Origin of the sequence: Mycobacterium bulgaricum, assembly GCF_041287165.2 — a bacterium.
GTDB classification, from domain to species: domain Bacteria; phylum Actinomycetota; class Actinomycetes; order Mycobacteriales; family Mycobacteriaceae; genus Mycobacterium; species Mycobacterium bulgaricum.
Window position 1 is genome coordinate 1 of the sequence record NZ_JBGGKV020000024.1, and the last position, 16,461, is coordinate 16,461.

Here is a 16,461-nt window from a genome sequence, read left to right on the forward strand (position 1 = left end):
CAGTGCTCACGAACAATGCCGCGATGGACGCCACCATCGCGATCAGCACCCGAGTGATTGCCTTCATGATCTCCCTAGCCGGTCGATGACGGCTTCGGTGGGCCGTCGGTGGTTGTTCGCCTGGCACCGCGCGCGATCCGCTCTGACCCGGGTGGTCGGTTTCTCCAGCTGAAGTGGGGTTCAGCCGGGCTCAAGGTAAAGCACGCACTGCGGACGGCCGCGGCTGCGCAACCCGGATTCGGGCGTCCATCAGGTGCGGAAGCGGCCGACTTCGCAGGTGGGACGGGACAGCGAACTGCCAGCACACTGGCAGCGCCACTTGCCTTCGAGCGCCGCGCGCCGGCCCTCAGGGCAGAGCCGGCAGTACTGGGCCGCGATATTCACGCCGAGGCGGCCTCGATGGCGATCAGCTCCGTCAACCCACTCACGGTGAAGGTCGTCATCAGGAGGGGATGGACGATGAGCTTGTGGATCTCGTCTGCACCAGCCGACAAAACGTTGATCGCAGCGCTGTCCACATATTCGACTTCGGCGAGATCGACGACGAGTGGCACTGCGCCTCTTCGAGTTTCGGCGGTAGCCGCGTCCATTGCGCTCTTGAACTCGCCGACGTTGCTCAGGTCGATCTCACCCGCTGCGACCAGCTCGGTCCGGTCTCCGCGGCGCGTGGTGCGCAGGTTCAGGGGCGTGGGCATCAGGCCATCCTCGCGTAGAGATGAATGGTGGTTCCGCTGGAGTCGTAGGCGATCGTGACGTCCTGCATCAGGGCCCGCATGATCCCGATGCCCCGGCCGCGATGGACATCGGGTGGTTGTTGCGGGTCCTTCCATGCGCCGGTGTCGGTGATGACCAGATGCACGTGGTCGACCATCGCGGTGGCGGCGACGCTCACTGTTCCGTCGGGGCTGTGCCGGTGGCCGTGTTCGATGGCATTGGCGACCGCTTCCCCCGCTGCCACAAGGACTTCCATCGTTCGTTCCGGGGCCATTCGCGCCGTCGTCAGCCATGCGCGCAGCGCTGCGCGGGCGGGCGCCAACTGACCGGCATCGGGCGGGAACGTCAACCTCAGTGGTGCGGGGTGTCTATAGAGCAGCAGGACGACGTCGTCTTGGTATCCACCGTCGGGCTCGAGGCCGGTCATCACCCCGTCGGCGAGATCGTCCAGCGCTGCGTCGCGGCTGCCCGCGATGAGTTCAGCCGCGCCGGCGATGCCCTGCTCCAGCGGAAGGCGGCGGCGTTCCACCAGGCCGTCGGTGTAGAGCACCACGGTCGCCCCCGCCGGCATGGTGACGCGCCCTTCACGTCGAGACCAGTCGGCTCGCAGACCCAGAGCGATGGTGTGGGCGTCGTCGAGCAGCCGAACGCTGCCGTCCGCGGCGACCAGGATCGGCGGTGGGTGTCCGGCGCTCGCGTACACCAATTCACCGGTGGAAGGATCGAGCACCGCGATGACGGCGGTGGTGCATTGGGCCCCCGACAGCCGCGCCGCGAAGCGGTCCATGCCACGCAGAGCAGCGCTCGGGCTCGGGTTACCGAACAGCAGCGCCCGGCAGGCACTGCGCACCTGGCCCATCACCGTCGCGGCGGCGAGACCGTGGCCGACGCAGTCGCCGACGATCATCGCGATGCGGCCGTCGTCGAGATCGACGACGTCATACCAGTCGCCGCCCACTTCCAGCGGCGCACTGGCAGCCTGGTAGCGCACCGTGAAGCCGGGCGGCAGGTCTGCCGGGCCGAGGATGGCGTGCTGCAGTGCCAGCGCGGTCTCGCGCTGTTGGTCGACTCGGTGCACACGCTGGAGGCCTGCGCTGAGTCGTCCGGCGAGCACGGTCAGCAGGGTCTGGTCTTCGAGAGTGAAGGGCCTTTCGTCGGCCAGTTCGATCCACACGACGAGCACCCCCACCGGATGCGCGAGTGCGATACCTGCGGTGCCGGGATGCACACTGGTGGGGCTGAGCAGATCGCCGTCGCGCAGGTCTGCGACCGCCCGGCGGACGTCGGTGGGGAGATCGAGCCAACAGGCCTCCGCACCGGCCGACACCATCCGCGGGACGGTCTCGGTGGTGGCGGGGCCGTTCGGGAATGTGACGGCCAGGACGCGGCGGGCACGCCAGAGTCTGCGGAGTTCCTCGGCCGCCGCGCCCAGCGCCTCGTCGACGGTGTCGGCGCCGGCCAGTTCCCGGTTGAGCGCATTGTCCCGGCCAGCCGTGAGCGCCAACGCCAACGCTGCGTGACGCGCGAAGTCGCTCACGAGGTCGAGGTAGTCCTCCCCGAAGGGCGGCTGGTGCGGGCGGCGCGCGACCGCAATCACGCCGAGCATCACATCATCGGCGATGAGCGGCATGACGATCGCAGACCGCTCGCCGACGTCGGTGAATCCCTCGATCGGATATTGGAAGGAGTCCGTGATCAGGGGCAGGCCGCGACGGGCCACACCGCCGGTGGTCGACCCTCCCATAGGCACCTCGCGACCGATCACCTCCGACGCGTAGCGTCCCGCCGTTACGGAGACGACGAGGGTGTCGACGTCCGCACCGTGCGATTCGGGTTCCCGCGGCACGAGCAGGATCGCCTGCTCGGCGTCGGCAAGGTCGAGCGCCAAGTTGACGATCAGCTGCAGAGGGCCGGTCTGGGGGTCCCCCGACAGCAGCGCCGTCGTGATCTCACGGCTCGCCTTGGTCCATTTCGCCGATTCACGCTCCCGTTCGAAGAGACGAGCGTTGTCGATCGCCGCAGCCGCCGCCGTCGCCAGCGCTCTGACCGCGCTCTCCTCCGCAGCGGTGAAAACCCTGCCCGGCCGGTCGTCAGCGAGGTAGAGCGCGCCGAAGTTCGCTTCCCGCACCACGATCGGAATGGCCAGCAACGCCTTGAACGGCGCCGCCCGGGTCGCGTCGAACGGCGGGTGGGTGGCGATGTCGTCCAGGCGCAGACCCGCCCCCAGGGGTACATCGCCGAGCAGGCGCGCCGTCTCGTCATCGATACCCGAGCAGACGAACGACCCGAAGGTGCCCTCGGGGCTGCACATTCCCAGTGCCGCATAGGGCGCGCCACTGAGTTCTTGGGCCGCGTCCACGATCCGGTGCACCGTGACATCCAGATCGAGGTGCGATCCGATCGCGACGATCGCCCGTACCAGCCGCCGCATCTGGTCGCGATCTGCCACCAGGTCGTCGAACGCAGCCCCGCGCGGTCCCCCTCCCAACTCGCCCCAGTCGTCGGTCATGGGCAACAAATTAGCCCTTCGCTTCCGGCGCCAGCTACCTTTGGCCAGCGGGTCGGCAGGGAGACCGCTCGTCGTAGCGGCGCCGGGACATAAGGCGAAGACGTCGTTTTCGTTTCACGACTCGGCCTGCCGCCGCGTCGTGAGCACTCGGCGACGTCGGCGCCGCAAAGAACGAACTCCGAGTGCCGGCGGTGCAGCGCGCCACCGCGGTCGAAGCCGCGCTCGCCGAACTCCGGCAGCCGGGCGCCGAGGGCTTGCCCGTCTTCTGCCGGAGCTCTCAGATCGTGATCGACCGTCGCCTGGGCAGGGGTACAAAGGTCTCATATGAGATATGCGCTCGGTGCCCTGTATCTGGCGGGCTGGTTGGTCACGACGTTCCTGCTGCTGCGCAGCGGCGCGTTCGCCGACGGCGATCGTCGCAGGCACCGCGCGATCGCCGGGGTGATCGGCGCGGCGTGCGCCTTCGCACTCGCAGCGGTGTGGCCGATCTCGGGCTGGATACTGCCGTTCCTGCGCGCCGCGATGGACGACGAGAGCTGATCCCGCTCAGGAGTGCTCGGCGATGTAGTCGTCCGCGTCCTTGTCGCGATTGTCGACATTCATCGTCGTCTCGCGATCGGCATGAAACTTGAGCCACTGCATCGCCAGCTCGTGGCGCAGCTCCAGCGAGGCGCTCTTAATGAAGTCGGGCATCGCCTCCCGCTCTTCCTCGTCGAGGTGTTCGCCGTTCTGCTTACGCGCCTCGAACACCGCGTCGAACCACTCCTCGGTGCCCGGCTTGTGCAGACGCGAGCGCCGGATCGCGTCGCGGATCGCGTTGTGGTCGGTGATGGCGTCCTCGGTTTCGTCCTCCGGGTCACCTTCGGGATTGCCGCGGTCGTCGCTGCCGCCGTGCTTGAGCAGCGCCGGATAGAACACGGCCTCCTCGGCTTCGGCGTGGAGATCCAGACGGTCCCCGAGGGCCTCCCAGATCGCGGCGAGCTCCGCGTCGGACTTCGCGTCGTCGAGCCGAAAGAACTGCCGACGAATCCAGTCGTGGTCGGCATATACCAGGTCGATGATGTCCGCCATGCGAACAGCCTCCTCAATCGGACGAGATTGACACCAATTCGAACGTGCGCACCGCCCCCGCCACCGAGGCGCGGCACATGGACAGCAGCGGCTCCGACATCTTCTCCACGAGAACAACGTTCACTGATCCCGAGCCCTTGCGTAGCTCAACCCGGATCTCGTGCTCCGCGTGCTCAACCTTCAGCGGCGACAGTGCGTTGATGCGGTCCTCGCCCAGGGACTCGCGCACGAAATACTGTGCGGCTTGCACCGGGTGTGGCAGGCACGTGCGGCCGCGCAGGAATCTGTTGTCCAGCCGCCCATCGAGGTACAGGCTGACCAAGCGCGCGGAATCAGTCGAGTCCACCCGGCCATAGCACAAGCCCTCGGGCAGGATCAGCATGGTGGCGGCGAATCGGTCACCGCCCAGATGCGAACACTCCCAGACGAATTCGGGGTACTGGGCCGAGATGTCCGATGCCGCGCTGCGTCCGCGCACGGCGCAACATTGGTCGTGCTTGCCATGCGCGCAGACCGCGACGAGCGGGCCGTCGACCTGCTCGCCGTCCGAACCGTCGAGGGCGATGTCGAGGTACCCGCGGGCGTCGTCGACCTCTCCGCTGTAGAGCGCCTCGTCTCCTTCGTCGCAATGCGCGATGAACCAGCGCCAGCGCGGCGTTTCAGACCGCCGGCCCGGCCGGCGTATCGCGGTGACCCGCAGACCCTCGACCTCGATGCGCCGGCAGATGCTTCGTCCGAGTTCGCGGTCGATGAGGGAGGGTGAGTCGAGGAATGCCGATTGTCCCCAGCCGCCGGACAATTCCAGCATCGCCCAGGACCGTCCTGCACCGGCGGTGCCGTAGATGGGGTCGTTGCGCATCAGCGATTGGTCGCTGCACGGCGTGCGCTTGGGGCTCATCCTCGGGCTGTCACGTCATCGACGGCCACCACGACTGCTTCGCGCAGCAGCCGGCGAATGAGCACCGTCGAATCGTCGTGATCCAGGCCCGGCAGCGTCTCGGCGTCGGCGACGAGTCCGCGGTGCAGCGCCTCCACGGCGGCGGCGCACGATTCGGGGAAAGTGATGGTCCGATCCGGTAGCCGCAGACGAATCTGTCCCCCGTCGGGTTCCACCGTGCCGATCAACCCGCGGCGCCAGCGAATTCGGAGGGTGCCCGCGGCCGCCATCTTGTCCACAGTGGAAAGGGGTCGAACCGCGGCGGGGCGAGTCCGTTCGGCGTAGCGGTCCGACAACTTCGCCGCCGCCCGGTCGCTGAGGTCGGCGGCCCTGTCCCTCACCACGTCGGCCAGTTGCGCCATGATCTTGCTTGTCGTCGAGGCCATCTCACCGCGATCGGCGGCATCGATGCCCAACGGCAGAGATCTTCTGAAGTCTTCGTCCGCGGCGAGCGTGTCGACGACCGCCCGCACCACGTCGAGGTGCGTCATCGCCGAGACCCCGATCGTCAGGTGGATCGATGTCGTGTTCAGGGACCGGGCGGAATGCACCCAGCCGCGCGGCAGATACAGTGCGTCGCCGGCGCTGAGGACGGTGTCGATGACAGGGGCATCGCCGATGCGTGCGGCAATGGCTTCCCGGTGCCCGGTCCACGGCTGCGAGTCCAGCGGGTGGCGGTGAACGGGTTCGTGCACCGTCCAGCGCTTCTCGCCGCTGACCTGAAGGACGAACACGTCGTGAACGTCGTAATGGGATTCGAACCCCTGGGCGTCGGGCGGGGTGATGTAGGCGTTCGCCTGCACAGGATGACCCAGCTCGTCGGTGAGGTTACGGACGAAATCGATCAGTGGCGGCCACAGGCGGTGCAGTCCCTGGAGGACGATCGTGGCACCGGCGGCGTATTCGGCCAGCACCTTGGCCGAGTCGACCTGATCGGGCATCTCGGCACCGAAGCCCGCCGGTGCGGTGTAGCAGCTGCGGGCCAGCACGTCACCGGTCTTGGCCATCCGGATGAAGGGCGCGCGTACCCCGCGCTCAGCGATCAGCTCGTCGACCGCAGTCGGCGAGAGCAGATCGCTGAAGTCGCGGGGCAGCGCGGTACCGCGGCTGAGCAGAGGTTGGCGGCCCCAGTATTCGGCGGCGAAGTCGCCGTTGTCACGTGCCACGCACCGGCTCAGCATGTCGGCCTCAGGCAGTTCCGTCGGCACCGCCATCGTGGCCTTCGGGGTTCGAGCCGCCGTCGGCGGTTCCCTCGCCCGAATCCCCGCTCGCCGTTCCGTCGGCGCCGCCGTCGTGGCCTTCGGGGTTGGAGCCGCCGTCGGCCGTACCTTCGCCGCCGCCGCCTGCTGTGGTCATGTCGTCATCGTCGAGTGCCATGATGGTTTCCTTTCTTGGGCTGCAATCACGCACTTCGGGTGTACACCCGGCGGGCGCTGCCCAAACGCCGCCGAGGGACCGATTCGCCGTGGCGTCGGTGGTTATGCGTGGACGTGCGAGTGGTCTTCGGTGAGCTCGCTCTGATGTACGTGCGGGTGGCTGTGCTCCACTCCGTCATGCACATGCTGGTGCTGGTGCTCGACGTGCTCGTGGTCATGCGAACCGTGCGCGTGGGTGTGGCTGGTCGAGCCGTGCGTGTGCTCGTGGGTGTGCACGTCGGATCCGGTCATGAAATCGCTCCTCCTCGTGGTGTTTTCGCTCGACTCACGCCGAGCCGGACGCTTCGCTGATCGATCGGTCGTGGCGATGGTGTCCCGGAATCCCAGGACCGGCGTGCTCGGCGTTGAAGACAGCGTCGACGACGAGCTGGCGGACGTGGTCGTTCTCCAGCCGGTAGAACACCGTCGTCCCCTCGCGGCGGGTGCGGACCAGCCTGGCCATGCGGAGCTTTGCCAGGTGCTGAGACACCGACGGCGCGGGTTTCCCGACGTGTTCGGCGAGTTCGTTCACGGAACGCTCAGCGGAGGTCAGCGCCCAGAGGATCTGAATGCGGGTCGGATCGGCGAGCATGCGGAATACCTCGACGATGAGCGTGGCCTGCTCGTCAGGCAGTCGGTCACCGACCGCCTGACTATCTGCATTCATACGCGGATAGTAGCCCAGCCCGTCTGGGCAGGCCAGCCCTTCCGCTGACCGGGGCGCACCGCCGTTGTGCCGGTGCCGGACAGGGTCGGGGATACTCTGCGCAACGAGACCGTCCGCCTGATCCGTTCCGGGCGCTGGTCGGCAACACTGCTGGCCCGCGAGGCGTGGCACCCGGGCAAACCTGGGCGAAGGGAAGCGAGCATGGCCGTCGAGTTGTCAACAGCGCTAAGGATGCTCGCGGCCGCCCATGCCGAAGCCGAACGGCGGTCGCTCCTCGTGTCCGCCGCGGTCGTCGATGCGGGCGGACATCTCGTCGCGTTCGGCAGGATGGACGGCGCCGAGATCGCGGGACCCGTTCTCGCCGTGGACAAGGCGTATACCGCTGTCGCCAACCGCATCGCCACGTCCGAGCTCGCGGTGTTGGCCGCGCCGGGTGGTGAACTCTTCGGTATCCACGCCAACGGTGGCGGCCGCTTTGTCATCTTCGGCGGCGGTGTTCCGCTCACCGTCGACGGAGTCGTCGTCGGCGGCATCGGCGTCAGCGGTGCGAGCGCCGCCGAGGACGAGGCCTGCGCCCTCGCCGCCGCGCGGCTCCTCCCCGGCGGGACCGAACCGAGAACCGGAGCGCTGTAGGCGGCGTTCAAACAGCCGCTGCAGCGGGGTCGCCACAATCGTGGTGATGATCGTCATGAGCGCCAGGATCGTGTACAGCTTGCTCGAGATGAGCCCGGCCTCGAAGCCGATGTTGAGCAGGATGAGTTCCATCAGGCCGCGGGCGTTGGCCAGTGCTCCCATGGAACCCGCCTCATACCAACTCATCCCCTGGGAGCGTGCCGCCAGCCCGACCGCGCCGAACTTCGCGGCGAAGGACACGATCAGCACGATGACCGCCATGACCAGAGTGGCCGGATCGAAGATCAAGTTCAGCGCAGTGTTCAGACCCGAGTAGATGAAGAAGGCCGGCAGCAACAGATAGGCGACCAGCGGCTCGAACCGCTCGCGGATCTGGTCGAGCAGAGCCCCCCGCGGCATCACCGCGCCGGCGACGAAAGCGCCGAAGACAGAATAGATTCCGACCACGTCGGTGAACCAGCTCGCCGTCAGGACGACGAGCAGGATGACGCCGATGTGCGCGATGGGTATACCGCCGGTCCGTTCGGCGTCGGCGCGCGGAGGTGTCCACGTTTCCAGCCGCGCCAGCAGACGGCGGCCGACGAACAGCATGAACACCAGGTACGCCAGTCCTCCTCCGACCGCGAGAAGGGCTCCCGCGGCACTTCCCTGCGCCGTCGCCACGACGGTGGCGAGCAGGACCCAGGAACACGCGTCGTCGACCGCGGCGCACGACAGTGCCATTGTTCCGAGCCGGGTGTTGAGCAGCCCGGAGTCATAGACGATCCATGCCAGCATCGGGAAGGCGGTGATGGCCACGGCGGCGGCGACGAAAAGCCCACCCTGCCAGTGCACGACCTTGTCGGTGAAATAGCCGCCGAGGCTGACCATCCACCATCCGACGGCGCCGCCGAGGATCAGCGGGACGCCGATACCCGCCGCCGACGTGACACCGGCCTGCCGGACGTGCGCACCGAGGATCTCCACCTTGAAGGAAGCGCCGACGAGAAACATGTAGAGCACGAGCCCGAGCTGGCCGACGACGTAGATCGCCGTGAGGTTCGGGTGCGGCAGCGTCTCGGCGCCGACGGTCAGCGTGGTGGGGAACAGCCACTGCTGCCCGCTCGGCCATATCCACCCCAGTACCGACGGGCCGAGCAGAAACCCGGCGACCATGATGGCGACCACCTGCACTTGCGCCAGCCGGCGGAACAGCGGCCACAGCAAGCGATACGTCGCAAGGATGACCGCGATCTGCAGAAAGAAGTGGGCTGTGATCGACAGTAACGACGGCATCGGCGTCAGCTCCTGTCGGACCAGCGGAAGACGTAGAGACAGGCGAGCAGCCCGCCGACGCTCCATGCGGCCAGCACCAGGAAGATCCGACCGTGCTCCCAACTGCCTGCCGGTTCGAAAGCCATCATCTGCTGAGGTAACAGGACGGACCGAAATCCCTGTGCCATCCATTTGACCGGAAAGATCGAACCGACCATCAACATCCACGTCGGCAGCATCATCAGCGGGACATAGGTGCCCGACACGAACTGCAGTCCGACCGCCGGTCCGTTGGTGAGCACGGCGGCCGACACCGCGTTGCCGGCCCAGTTGCTCACGAGGATGCCCAGCAGAGAACAGCTGATGACGCCGAGAACGAAGACCCACGTCAGCGTGAACCATCCCGACACCGTCGTCGGCAGGTGGAGTCCGAACACGAAGACGCCCAACGCAAGGATGATGACGGCCTCGGCGACGGTCGCGATGGCGACGAGCATGATCTTGCCGATGAAATACGACGATGCCGTCGCCGGGGTGCCGCGCAGACGACGCAGTGCGCCGGTGTCGCGGTCTGCGGCGATACCGATCCCGAGGTTGATGAACGACGTCGACAGGATGCCGTAGGCGAGCATGCTGGCGGCGATGACGGCGCCCGTACTGGTCTGCGTCCCAGGAATTTCCGCGCTGAAGATCGATCCGAGCAGCAGACAGATGACAGCGGGCATCGAGAACGTCAGGACCAGCTGTTCAGGCCGCCGATAGAACATCTTGAGCTCAGGCACCACCCGCGAGAAGCCGATGCGGACTGCAGACGGCAGCCCGGGATCCGCCGTGGCCGCGCGATGTCTCGACGTGCCGGCCACCCTCGCCGATTCGATGGCCATCACGCCCGGCCGATCAGTTCGAGGTAAGCGTCCTCCAACGTGGGCCGAGTGACGGTCAGCCCGGCGAGTTCCGATCCGCTCACGGAGTGCTGCCGGATCAACTCGGTCGGGTGCTCGGTCTCGAGCACGCGCATCACGCCGCCATCCATCCATCTCACCGTGGCGGCGGTGTTCACATGCGCCGTCAGCCGTGTCGGAGAATCGACTGCGACGACCCGGCCGGAGGCGATCACCGCGACGCGGTCTGCGAGAGCGGCCGCCTCCTCCAGGTAGTGGGTCGTGAGCACGATCGTCGTGCCGTCGGCGGCCAGCAGCCGAATCAAATCCCAGAACTGCCTGCGTGCTTCCGGGTCGAAACCCGTCGTCGGCTCGTCGAGGAACAGCAACTCGGGCTCTGCGATGATCCCCAGCGCGACGTCCAGACGGCGGCGTTGACCCCCGGACAGCGTCCTGACCTTTGATGCCGACGTGGCCTGGAGGCCAACCAGCGCCAGGAGCTCTTCCGGGATGCGCGTCTTTCCATAGCATTTCGCGAACATCCGGACCGTCTCCAGTACCGTGAGGACACCGAAATCGCTGCTCTCCTGGAGGACGATGCCGATCCTGGAACGCCAGGATCGTCCTGCCGTTCCCGGGTCTTCGCCCAGAACGTCGACCTGCCCCGAGTCACGCTTACGGTGGCCTTCGAGGATCTCGATGGTCGTCGATTTGCCTGCTCCGTTGGGACCCAGGATGGCGAAGATCTCACCGTGGGCGACGTCGAGATCCAGCTGACGGACCGCCTGTGTGCGACCGTAACTCTTCGACAGACCACGCACGCACACCGCACGACCCGGCGATGTCACGGCCCCTCCCCCGCGCCCTTTTCGCCTCCGGCCTCCAGTTCGCCGAGCAACTCCAGGAGTTCGGCGTCGGAGAGACCCTCCATCAGGAGGTCGACGTCGTCCTCGATGGCGGGCGGCGGCGCTTCGGTCTCCGAGGCGGGTGAAGCCTCCCCGTGGATCGAATGCAGTTCGGCCAGAATGCGATCGGCCAAGGAGTTCACACTGACGCCCTTCAAGATCTCCAGGACCGGGAGATCGATCGAGAACATCATGTTGATGCGGACCCGGAACTCCATCGCCATCATCGAATCCAGGCCGATGTCCTCGAGCATCGCGTCGGAGGCGAAATCGTCTTCCCCGCAATCGAAGACAGCCGCCACCAGCCCACGAATATGACCGGCGATGAGCGCCGGCCTGTCGGGCTCGGGGGTCGACGCCAGCACGGACAGCAGCGATGCCCCGGAATCCACGTCGGCGGAGCTCTTTTCGGATGACTGCAGATCGGTGAACATCAGGGGCAGGTGTGCGCCGAGGCCCGCCTGGCGGGCGCGGTTCCAGTCGGCGCTGATCGCGACGACCGTGGATACGTCCTGGTTGATGAGCCGGTCCAGGATTCTCACCCCTACTGCCGGGGTGATCAGATCGATGCCCCGCTGGGCGTACATCCTCTCCAGCCCGAGCTCTTCGACCATCCCGACCGACCATGGACCCCACCCGATGGTGAGGGCGGGCAGACCCTGCGCCCGGCGGTGATGGGCGAACGCGTCCAGGAAGGCATTGGCTGCGGCGTAATTGCCCTGGCCGGGCGAGGCGATGGTGGAACCCGCCGACCCGAACATGACGAAGAACTCGAGATCATGCCCATGAAAGGCGTTGTGCAGCACCTTGGTTCCGGCGATCTTGGGACCGGCCACCGCGGCGAAGTCGTCTTCGCCCATGTTCACCAGCAGCTGGTCGTGAACCGAGCCTGCAGCATGGATGATTCCGCGGATTGGCCGGTCGCCGGCGCGCTCGCGGTCGCGGAGCCACGCTTGGACCGTTCCGGCATCGGTGATGTCGACGCTGCGTACCGCGACGGTGGCGCCGAGTTTTTCGATCCCGCGGATGGCGTCGACCGTCGCACGGTGCGGGTCATCGACGCCGAGGGTGGACCACTGATCCCGCTGCGGGAACGCGCGCCGGCCCAGCAGGGTGACATGCCTGGCACCGCGTTCGGCAAGGTAGGTGGCCGCGATCCGGCCGAGGGCCCCCGCACCACCGGTGACGACGTACGTCGCATCGGGGGTCAGCTTGGTGGGGAACGGACTGGTCAGCGAGTCACAGGGGCGCAACCTCGGGACGAAGGTCGTCGACGCGCGGATTGCGATCTGATCCTCCGATTCGTCGTCGAGGACGTGGCTACAGATGCGCGCGACGGTTTCTTCCGGATCGTCCGCCGTGTCGATGTCGATGAGACCACCCCAGTACTCGGCGAGCTCCTGGTGGCCGATCACCCGGCCCAGACCCCACAGAGTCGCCTGGTCGGCGTGGCGTACCGCGCTGCCGGGTGCGGGCTGGGTGTTCGACGTGACGAAGTACATCAACGGTTTGACGGTGTCGTTCTCGGCGAGCGTCTTGACGAGGCGAAGGACGGTGAACGCGCCCAGGTGGTCGTCGTCGTCCGTTCCTGCGATGTCGAGGGGCCAGAAGTTGATGATGCCCGCGAGGTCTTGCTCGTGGTCGAGGTGTGCCGCGATCAGCTGTGCCATGTGCTCGGGACGCCGAGGATTCATCAGCCAGCCGTCTTCGGCCTCGGTCAGGGTGTCCACCGGCTGGTGGCGCACCGTGTGGGCGCGCTGGCCGTGGCGCCGGAGCTCTCCTGCCAGGAGTCCGCCGACACCGGACTCGTCGTCGAGGATGAGCCAGGACCGTTCGTCGGCGAACGGCTCGCGCTGCTCCCGACCATCGGCATCCATCGCGGCCCAATGGATTTCGAGGATCCCCCTGTCGATGCGGTCCGGCGACATGCGCGACGAGGCGCCCAGCGACTGAACGACGAAGCCGTCGATGACCACGAGCACACGTCCCGCCCGGTCACTGATGGTCAGATTGCACTCCACCTGTTCGGCGGTCGCCGAGACCACCTCGGCGCGGACCGTCATGTGATCTTCCGGGCGGCCATAGACCAGACAGCGGCGGATGCGGGTCGGCAGATAAGGGTCGTCGCTCTCTTCCTGGCCGAGAAACGGTGCACCGAAAAGAGTTTGGAAGGCGCCGTCGATCAGGGCGGGGTGAAAGCGATACCCGGGGAGGTCTTCGCGCAGGATGTGGGGGATGTCGAGTTCGGCCACCGCCCAGTCGTGCCCGGCGGTCACGGCCGTCACGGAGCGAAATGCCGCACCATAGTCGAATCCGAGTGCTTCCGTGCGGGCGTAGAAGTCCTCGCGTCCCACCGAGGTGACCACCTCGTCGTCGCCGTGCTCATCTTTGATCCGTGGTGCGGGCAAAACATTCAACTCGGCGGTCGCCGTGATCACCCATTTGAGGTCGCCGTCGGCGTTGGGCGTGAACGCCGCGAATTCGACGGTGCCGTCGTCCTTGTTGAGAGTGGTCCGCAGCAGGGGGTCGCAGGTGTCGTCGAGGATCACGGCGCGGTGCAGGACGAGGTTGTCCACACTGCATGCCGCACCGTAGGTTTCCTCGGCCGCGGCCAGTGCGACCTCGAGGTACACGGCACCGGGCACGACGACGCTTCCCTGCACGCGATGATCGGCAAGGAATGGGACGAGGACGGTGCTCACCTCGGCTTCCCAGGTGGGGTGGACGGCACTCACCGCCTGCCCCAGCAGGGGGTGTACCGACTTGTAGAAAAGGAGTTCGGTCGCCTCCTGCGTGTCGTTCCAATACCGCTTCGTCTGCCATGGATAGGTCGGGAGCCTGAGGAGCGACCCGTGGTCGGGGTACAACGCCTGCCACGCGACATCGCGACCGTGGCAGTGCAGCTCGCCGACGGAGCCGAGGAACGTGCGTACGTCATCCTGCTGCCGACGTTGCGTCGCCGTGACCGAAACCCGTTGCTTCCCTGCGGTTTCGAAGATGGATGCGGCAAGCACGGGATGTGGGCCCAGTTCGAGGAAGTGGGTATAACCGTCGTCGAGCATCCGCCGCAGTGCGGGCTCGAAGAGGACGGTGGCACGCGTGTTCTGCCACCAGTACGCCGCACCGGCCTCGTAGCGTTCGAGGCGTTCCCCGGTGACCGTGGAGTACAGCGGAACGACGGCCCGCGCCGAAGACAATCCGTCGAACGCGGCAAGGAGGTCCTCCCGCACCGCATCCATGAAATGCGTGTGATACGGCACGTTTCCGACGAGATAGCGGTTGAAGATGCCGACGGCGTCGAGCTGCGCCACGATGTCGTCGAGAACCGCGCTGTCGCCGCCGAGGGTGATCGCTGACGGGCTGTTGATCGCCGCCACCGAGACCCGGCGGCCGATCTCGTCCCGCACAGCGCCGGTGAGAGCAGACCAGAGCGAGTCCCCGTCGACTCCGACGGCAAGCATCCGGCCCTGTCCACTCGTGCGCTGCTGGAGCCGGCTCCGGTGATAGATCACCTCGACCGCGTCCTCGTAGCTGAGCAGACCGGCGAGGTGGTGTGCGGCGACTTCGCCCGCGCTGTGGCCGATCACGGCATCCGGGGTGATCCCGTACTGTGCGAGCTGTTCGGCCAGAGCGACCTGGACGGCGAAGTTCGCGGGCTGGGCGATCTGCGTCTCGGACATGCGAGAGGAGGATTCGTCGCGCCTCAGCTCCTCGATCAGGGACCAGTCGGCGTGGCGGGAGAGTTCGCGGTCGGTCCGCGCGATGCTGTCGGCGAAGGCGGGGAAGGTGTCGAGCAGGCCCCGGCACATCCGCCACCATTGCGGCCCCATCCCCGTACACACAAAGGCCAGCTTCGGTTCGGTGGCGCCGGCGCGGGCGGTGACAAGTTGCCCGCCGTCGGCCAGCGCGCGAAGCTGTTGTCGCGCTTCCTCGATGCTCTCGGCGATGACGGTGTGACGGTGGCTGAGATGGGCACGCCGCCGCCCGAGCGTGTAACCGAGCGACGGGAGCGTGACATCGGGGTGGGTGTCCAAGTGGTCGGCCAGACGCCGGGCCGTCGCGGCGAGCGCCTCGTCGCTGCGAGCCGAGATCGGTAGCAGGGCCGGTGGCGCAGTGCCATCGAACTCCGGGCGGGATTGCGCAGGGCGCCCAGGGGGTTCGGCAAGCACCACATGCGCATTCGTACCGCCGAAGCCGAAGGAGTTGACGCCTACCACGCGGTGGCCGCAGTCGGGGAATGGTCGCCCCTCCCCGAAGATCTCGATCTTGAGCTCCGCCAGGGAGACGTGCCGGGTCGGCGTCTGAAAATGCACGGTGGCCGGGATGTACCCGTTCTTGGCCACCAGTGCCGCTTTGATGAGACCGGCCACCCCGGCGCCTGCCTCGAGATGGCCGATGTTCGTCTTGACCGACCCGATGACGAGCGGGTTGTCCGCAGACCGCTGCGAGGTCAACGCGGCAGCCAGCGCACGGACCTCGATGGGATCCCCGAGCGGCGTTCCGGTGCCGTGTGCCTCCACGTAGCCGATATCGGCCGGCGACACGCCCGCGCGCTGCAGGGCGGTCTTGATCGCGGCATGCTGCGCGTCCTCCCGCGGCACCGTGATGCCGTCGGTGTGGCCGTCCTGCGACACGGCGGTTCCGAGGATCTGTGCGTAGATGTCGTCTCCGTCGCGCAGCGCGTCGGCAAGCGGCTTGAGGACGACGACGGCTCCGCCCTCGCCGCGCGCGTAGCCGTCGGCGGAGTCGTCGAAAGCCTTGGAACGTCCGTCCGGGCTGAGGAAACCGCTCCTGGATTCGGCGATCGCGGTGTTGGGCCCGACCATGATGTTCACGCCGCCGACCACGGCGACGGGACACTCCCCACTCCAGATGCTCTGCGCGGCAAGGTGTACCGCAACCAGCGAGCTGGAACACGCGGTGTCGACCGACATGCTGGGTCCACGAAAGTCGAATGCGTGCGAGATGCGGTTCGCCAGCATCGTCATCATCATCCCGGTGGCCGAATGGGCCTTGAACCGGTAGCGGCTGCCGCGGCCATGGTTCTGCAGGAGCTGATAGTCGAGGGTGAAGCCGCCGATGAAGACGCCCACGTCGGAGCCCGCCAGTCTGTCGGCGGGTATCCCCGCGTCTTCCAGCGCTTCCCAGGTGGTCTGCAGCAGGACGCGTTGTTGCGGATCGAGCGAGTGGGCTTCGCGGGGGGAGATCCCGAAGAACTGCGGGTCGAACTGGTCGATCTCGGCGAGAAACCCGCCCCGGCAGGTGACGATCTTGCCTACCTTGGATCCCTTCGGATCATGGAATCGCGCTGCATGCCATCGCGTTTCGGGCACCTCGCGGGTAGCGTCCGTCGCATCGCACAGCAGATCCCACAGATCTTCGGCCGAGTAGACATCGCCGGGCAGGCGGCAGCCGATGCCGACAATCGCCAACGGCTCGTGCTTCGAGTTGTCGCTCACCATCCCTGTCGCCACC

13 protein-coding genes and 1 pseudogene are annotated in these 16,461 nt (G+C 67.0%); 2 read left to right on the forward strand and 12 right to left on the reverse strand.

Going from position 1 to position 16,461, the window contains the following annotated elements:
* Nucleotides 1-380 precede the first annotated feature (380 nt).
* Nucleotides 381-695, reverse strand: a complete 315-nt coding sequence (locus ACAG24_RS28920) for an STAS domain-containing protein (protein ID WP_370472685.1) — start codon at nucleotides 693-695, stop codon at nucleotides 381-383.
* Entirely contained in the window at nucleotides 695-3,223 is a 2,529-nt protein-coding gene (locus ACAG24_RS28925; protein WP_370472684.1) for a SpoIIE family protein phosphatase, read from the reverse strand. Before ACAG24_RS28925 ends, ACAG24_RS28920 begins: the two co-directional genes overlap by 1 nt.
* Nucleotides 3,224-3,547: 324 nt before the next feature.
* Here ACAG24_RS28925 and ACAG24_RS28930 point away from each other — a divergent pair, with 324 nt between their 5' ends.
* Nucleotides 3,548-3,763 carry a hypothetical protein gene (locus ACAG24_RS28930; RefSeq protein ID WP_370472683.1) on the forward strand — a complete coding sequence of 72 codons (216 nt, stop codon included), beginning with the start codon at nucleotides 3,548-3,550 and terminating at the stop codon, nucleotides 3,761-3,763.
* Nucleotides 3,764-3,769: 6 nt separating this feature from the next.
* On the opposite strand, the gene ACAG24_RS28935 is transcribed toward ACAG24_RS28930, so the two are convergent.
* The 6 genes from ACAG24_RS28935 to ACAG24_RS28960 form a co-directional block, all read right to left on the reverse strand.
* Entirely contained in the window at nucleotides 3,770-4,294 is a 525-nt protein-coding gene (locus tag ACAG24_RS28935; protein WP_370472682.1) for a hemerythrin domain-containing protein, read from the reverse strand.
* A 13-nt stretch (nucleotides 4,295-4,307) separates the two neighbouring features.
* Entirely contained in the window at nucleotides 4,308-5,192 is an 885-nt protein-coding gene (locus ACAG24_RS28940; protein ID WP_370472681.1) for a ferredoxin family protein, read from the reverse strand.
* Nucleotides 5,189-6,412, reverse strand: coding sequence for a cupin domain-containing protein (locus ACAG24_RS28945; protein ID WP_370473057.1), 1,224 nt, complete (start codon nucleotides 6,410-6,412; stop codon nucleotides 5,189-5,191). The genes ACAG24_RS28940 and ACAG24_RS28945 overlap by 4 nt, the downstream gene beginning before the upstream one ends.
* A gap of 7 nt (nucleotides 6,413-6,419) precedes the next feature.
* Nucleotides 6,420-6,608 (reverse strand): hypothetical protein, encoded by a 189-nt coding sequence (locus tag ACAG24_RS28950; RefSeq protein WP_370472680.1) that lies wholly within the window; start codon nucleotides 6,606-6,608, stop codon nucleotides 6,420-6,422.
* 101 nt (nucleotides 6,609-6,709) lie between these two features.
* Nucleotides 6,710-6,898 carry a zinc transporter Slc39a7 gene (locus ACAG24_RS28955; protein ID WP_370472679.1) on the reverse strand — a complete coding sequence of 63 codons (189 nt, stop codon included), beginning with the start codon at nucleotides 6,896-6,898 and terminating at the stop codon, nucleotides 6,710-6,712.
* Nucleotides 6,899-6,932: 34 nt separating this feature from the next.
* Nucleotides 6,933-7,313 (reverse strand): ArsR/SmtB family transcription factor, encoded by a 381-nt coding sequence (locus ACAG24_RS28960; protein ID WP_370472678.1) that lies wholly within the window; start codon nucleotides 7,311-7,313, stop codon nucleotides 6,933-6,935.
* Between the two features lie 231 nt (nucleotides 7,314-7,544).
* On the opposite strand from ACAG24_RS28960, the gene ACAG24_RS28965 reads away from it, so the two are divergent.
* Nucleotides 7,545-7,946 (forward strand): GlcG/HbpS family heme-binding protein, encoded by a 402-nt coding sequence (locus tag ACAG24_RS28965; RefSeq protein WP_374150816.1) that lies wholly within the window; start codon nucleotides 7,545-7,547, stop codon nucleotides 7,944-7,946.
* A gap of 39 nt (nucleotides 7,947-7,985) precedes the next feature.
* Here ACAG24_RS28965 and ACAG24_RS28970 read toward each other — a convergent pair.
* The 4 genes and pseudogenes from ACAG24_RS28970 to ACAG24_RS28985 all read right to left on the reverse strand — a co-directional run.
* A pseudogene (locus ACAG24_RS28970) lies at nucleotides 7,986-9,287 on the reverse strand (cation:proton antiporter domain-containing protein); the annotation flags it as partial.
* A complete protein-coding gene (locus ACAG24_RS28975) occupies nucleotides 9,227-10,084 on the reverse strand; it encodes an ABC transporter permease (RefSeq protein ID WP_370473055.1) in 858 nt (285 codons plus the stop codon). The pseudogene ACAG24_RS28970 and the gene ACAG24_RS28975, both read right to left, overlap by 61 nt.
* A complete protein-coding gene (locus ACAG24_RS28980; RefSeq protein ID WP_370472677.1) occupies nucleotides 10,084-10,929 on the reverse strand; it encodes an ABC transporter ATP-binding protein in 846 nt (281 codons plus the stop codon). Before ACAG24_RS28980 ends, ACAG24_RS28975 begins: the two co-directional genes overlap by 1 nt.
* Nucleotides 10,926-16,448 (reverse strand): type I polyketide synthase, encoded by a 5,523-nt coding sequence (locus ACAG24_RS28985; RefSeq protein ID WP_370472676.1) that lies wholly within the window; start codon nucleotides 16,446-16,448, stop codon nucleotides 10,926-10,928. Before ACAG24_RS28985 ends, ACAG24_RS28980 begins: the two co-directional genes overlap by 4 nt.
* Nucleotides 16,449-16,461 lie beyond the last annotated feature (13 nt).

Bases quoted from the DNA above. Each gene is read 5' to 3' on its own strand.
- ACAG24_RS28945 (WP_370473057.1), bottom strand. From the start codon at position 6,412: ATGCTGAGCCGGTGCGTGGCACGTGACAACGGCGACTTCGCCGCCGAA.
- ACAG24_RS28960 (WP_370472678.1), bottom strand. From the start codon at position 7,313: ATGAATGCAGATAGTCAGGCGGTCGGTGACCGACTGCCTGACGAGCAG.
- ACAG24_RS28975 (WP_370473055.1), bottom strand. From the start codon at position 10,084: ATGGCCATCGAATCGGCGAGGGTGGCCGGCACGTCGAGACATCGCGCG.
- ACAG24_RS28935 (WP_370472682.1), bottom strand. From the start codon at position 4,294: ATGGCGGACATCATCGACCTGGTATATGCCGACCACGACTGGATTCGT.
- ACAG24_RS28985 (WP_370472676.1), bottom strand. From the start codon at position 16,448: ATGGTGAGCGACAACTCGAAGCACGAGCCGTTGGCGATTGTCGGCATC.
- ACAG24_RS28965 (WP_374150816.1), top strand. From the start codon at position 7,545: ATGCTCGCGGCCGCCCATGCCGAAGCCGAACGGCGGTCGCTCCTCGTG.
- ACAG24_RS28925 (WP_370472684.1), bottom strand. From the start codon at position 3,223: ATGACCGACGACTGGGGCGAGTTGGGAGGGGGACCGCGCGGGGCTGCG.
- ACAG24_RS28920 (WP_370472685.1), bottom strand. From the start codon at position 695: ATGCCCACGCCCCTGAACCTGCGCACCACGCGCCGCGGAGACCGGACC.
- ACAG24_RS28940 (WP_370472681.1), bottom strand. From the start codon at position 5,192: ATGAGCCCCAAGCGCACGCCGTGCAGCGACCAATCGCTGATGCGCAAC.
- ACAG24_RS28955 (WP_370472679.1), bottom strand. From the start codon at position 6,898: ATGACCGGATCCGACGTGCACACCCACGAGCACACGCACGGCTCGACC.
- ACAG24_RS28950 (WP_370472680.1), bottom strand. From the start codon at position 6,608: ATGGCACTCGACGATGACGACATGACCACAGCAGGCGGCGGCGGCGAA.
- ACAG24_RS28930 (WP_370472683.1), top strand. From the start codon at position 3,548: ATGAGATATGCGCTCGGTGCCCTGTATCTGGCGGGCTGGTTGGTCACG.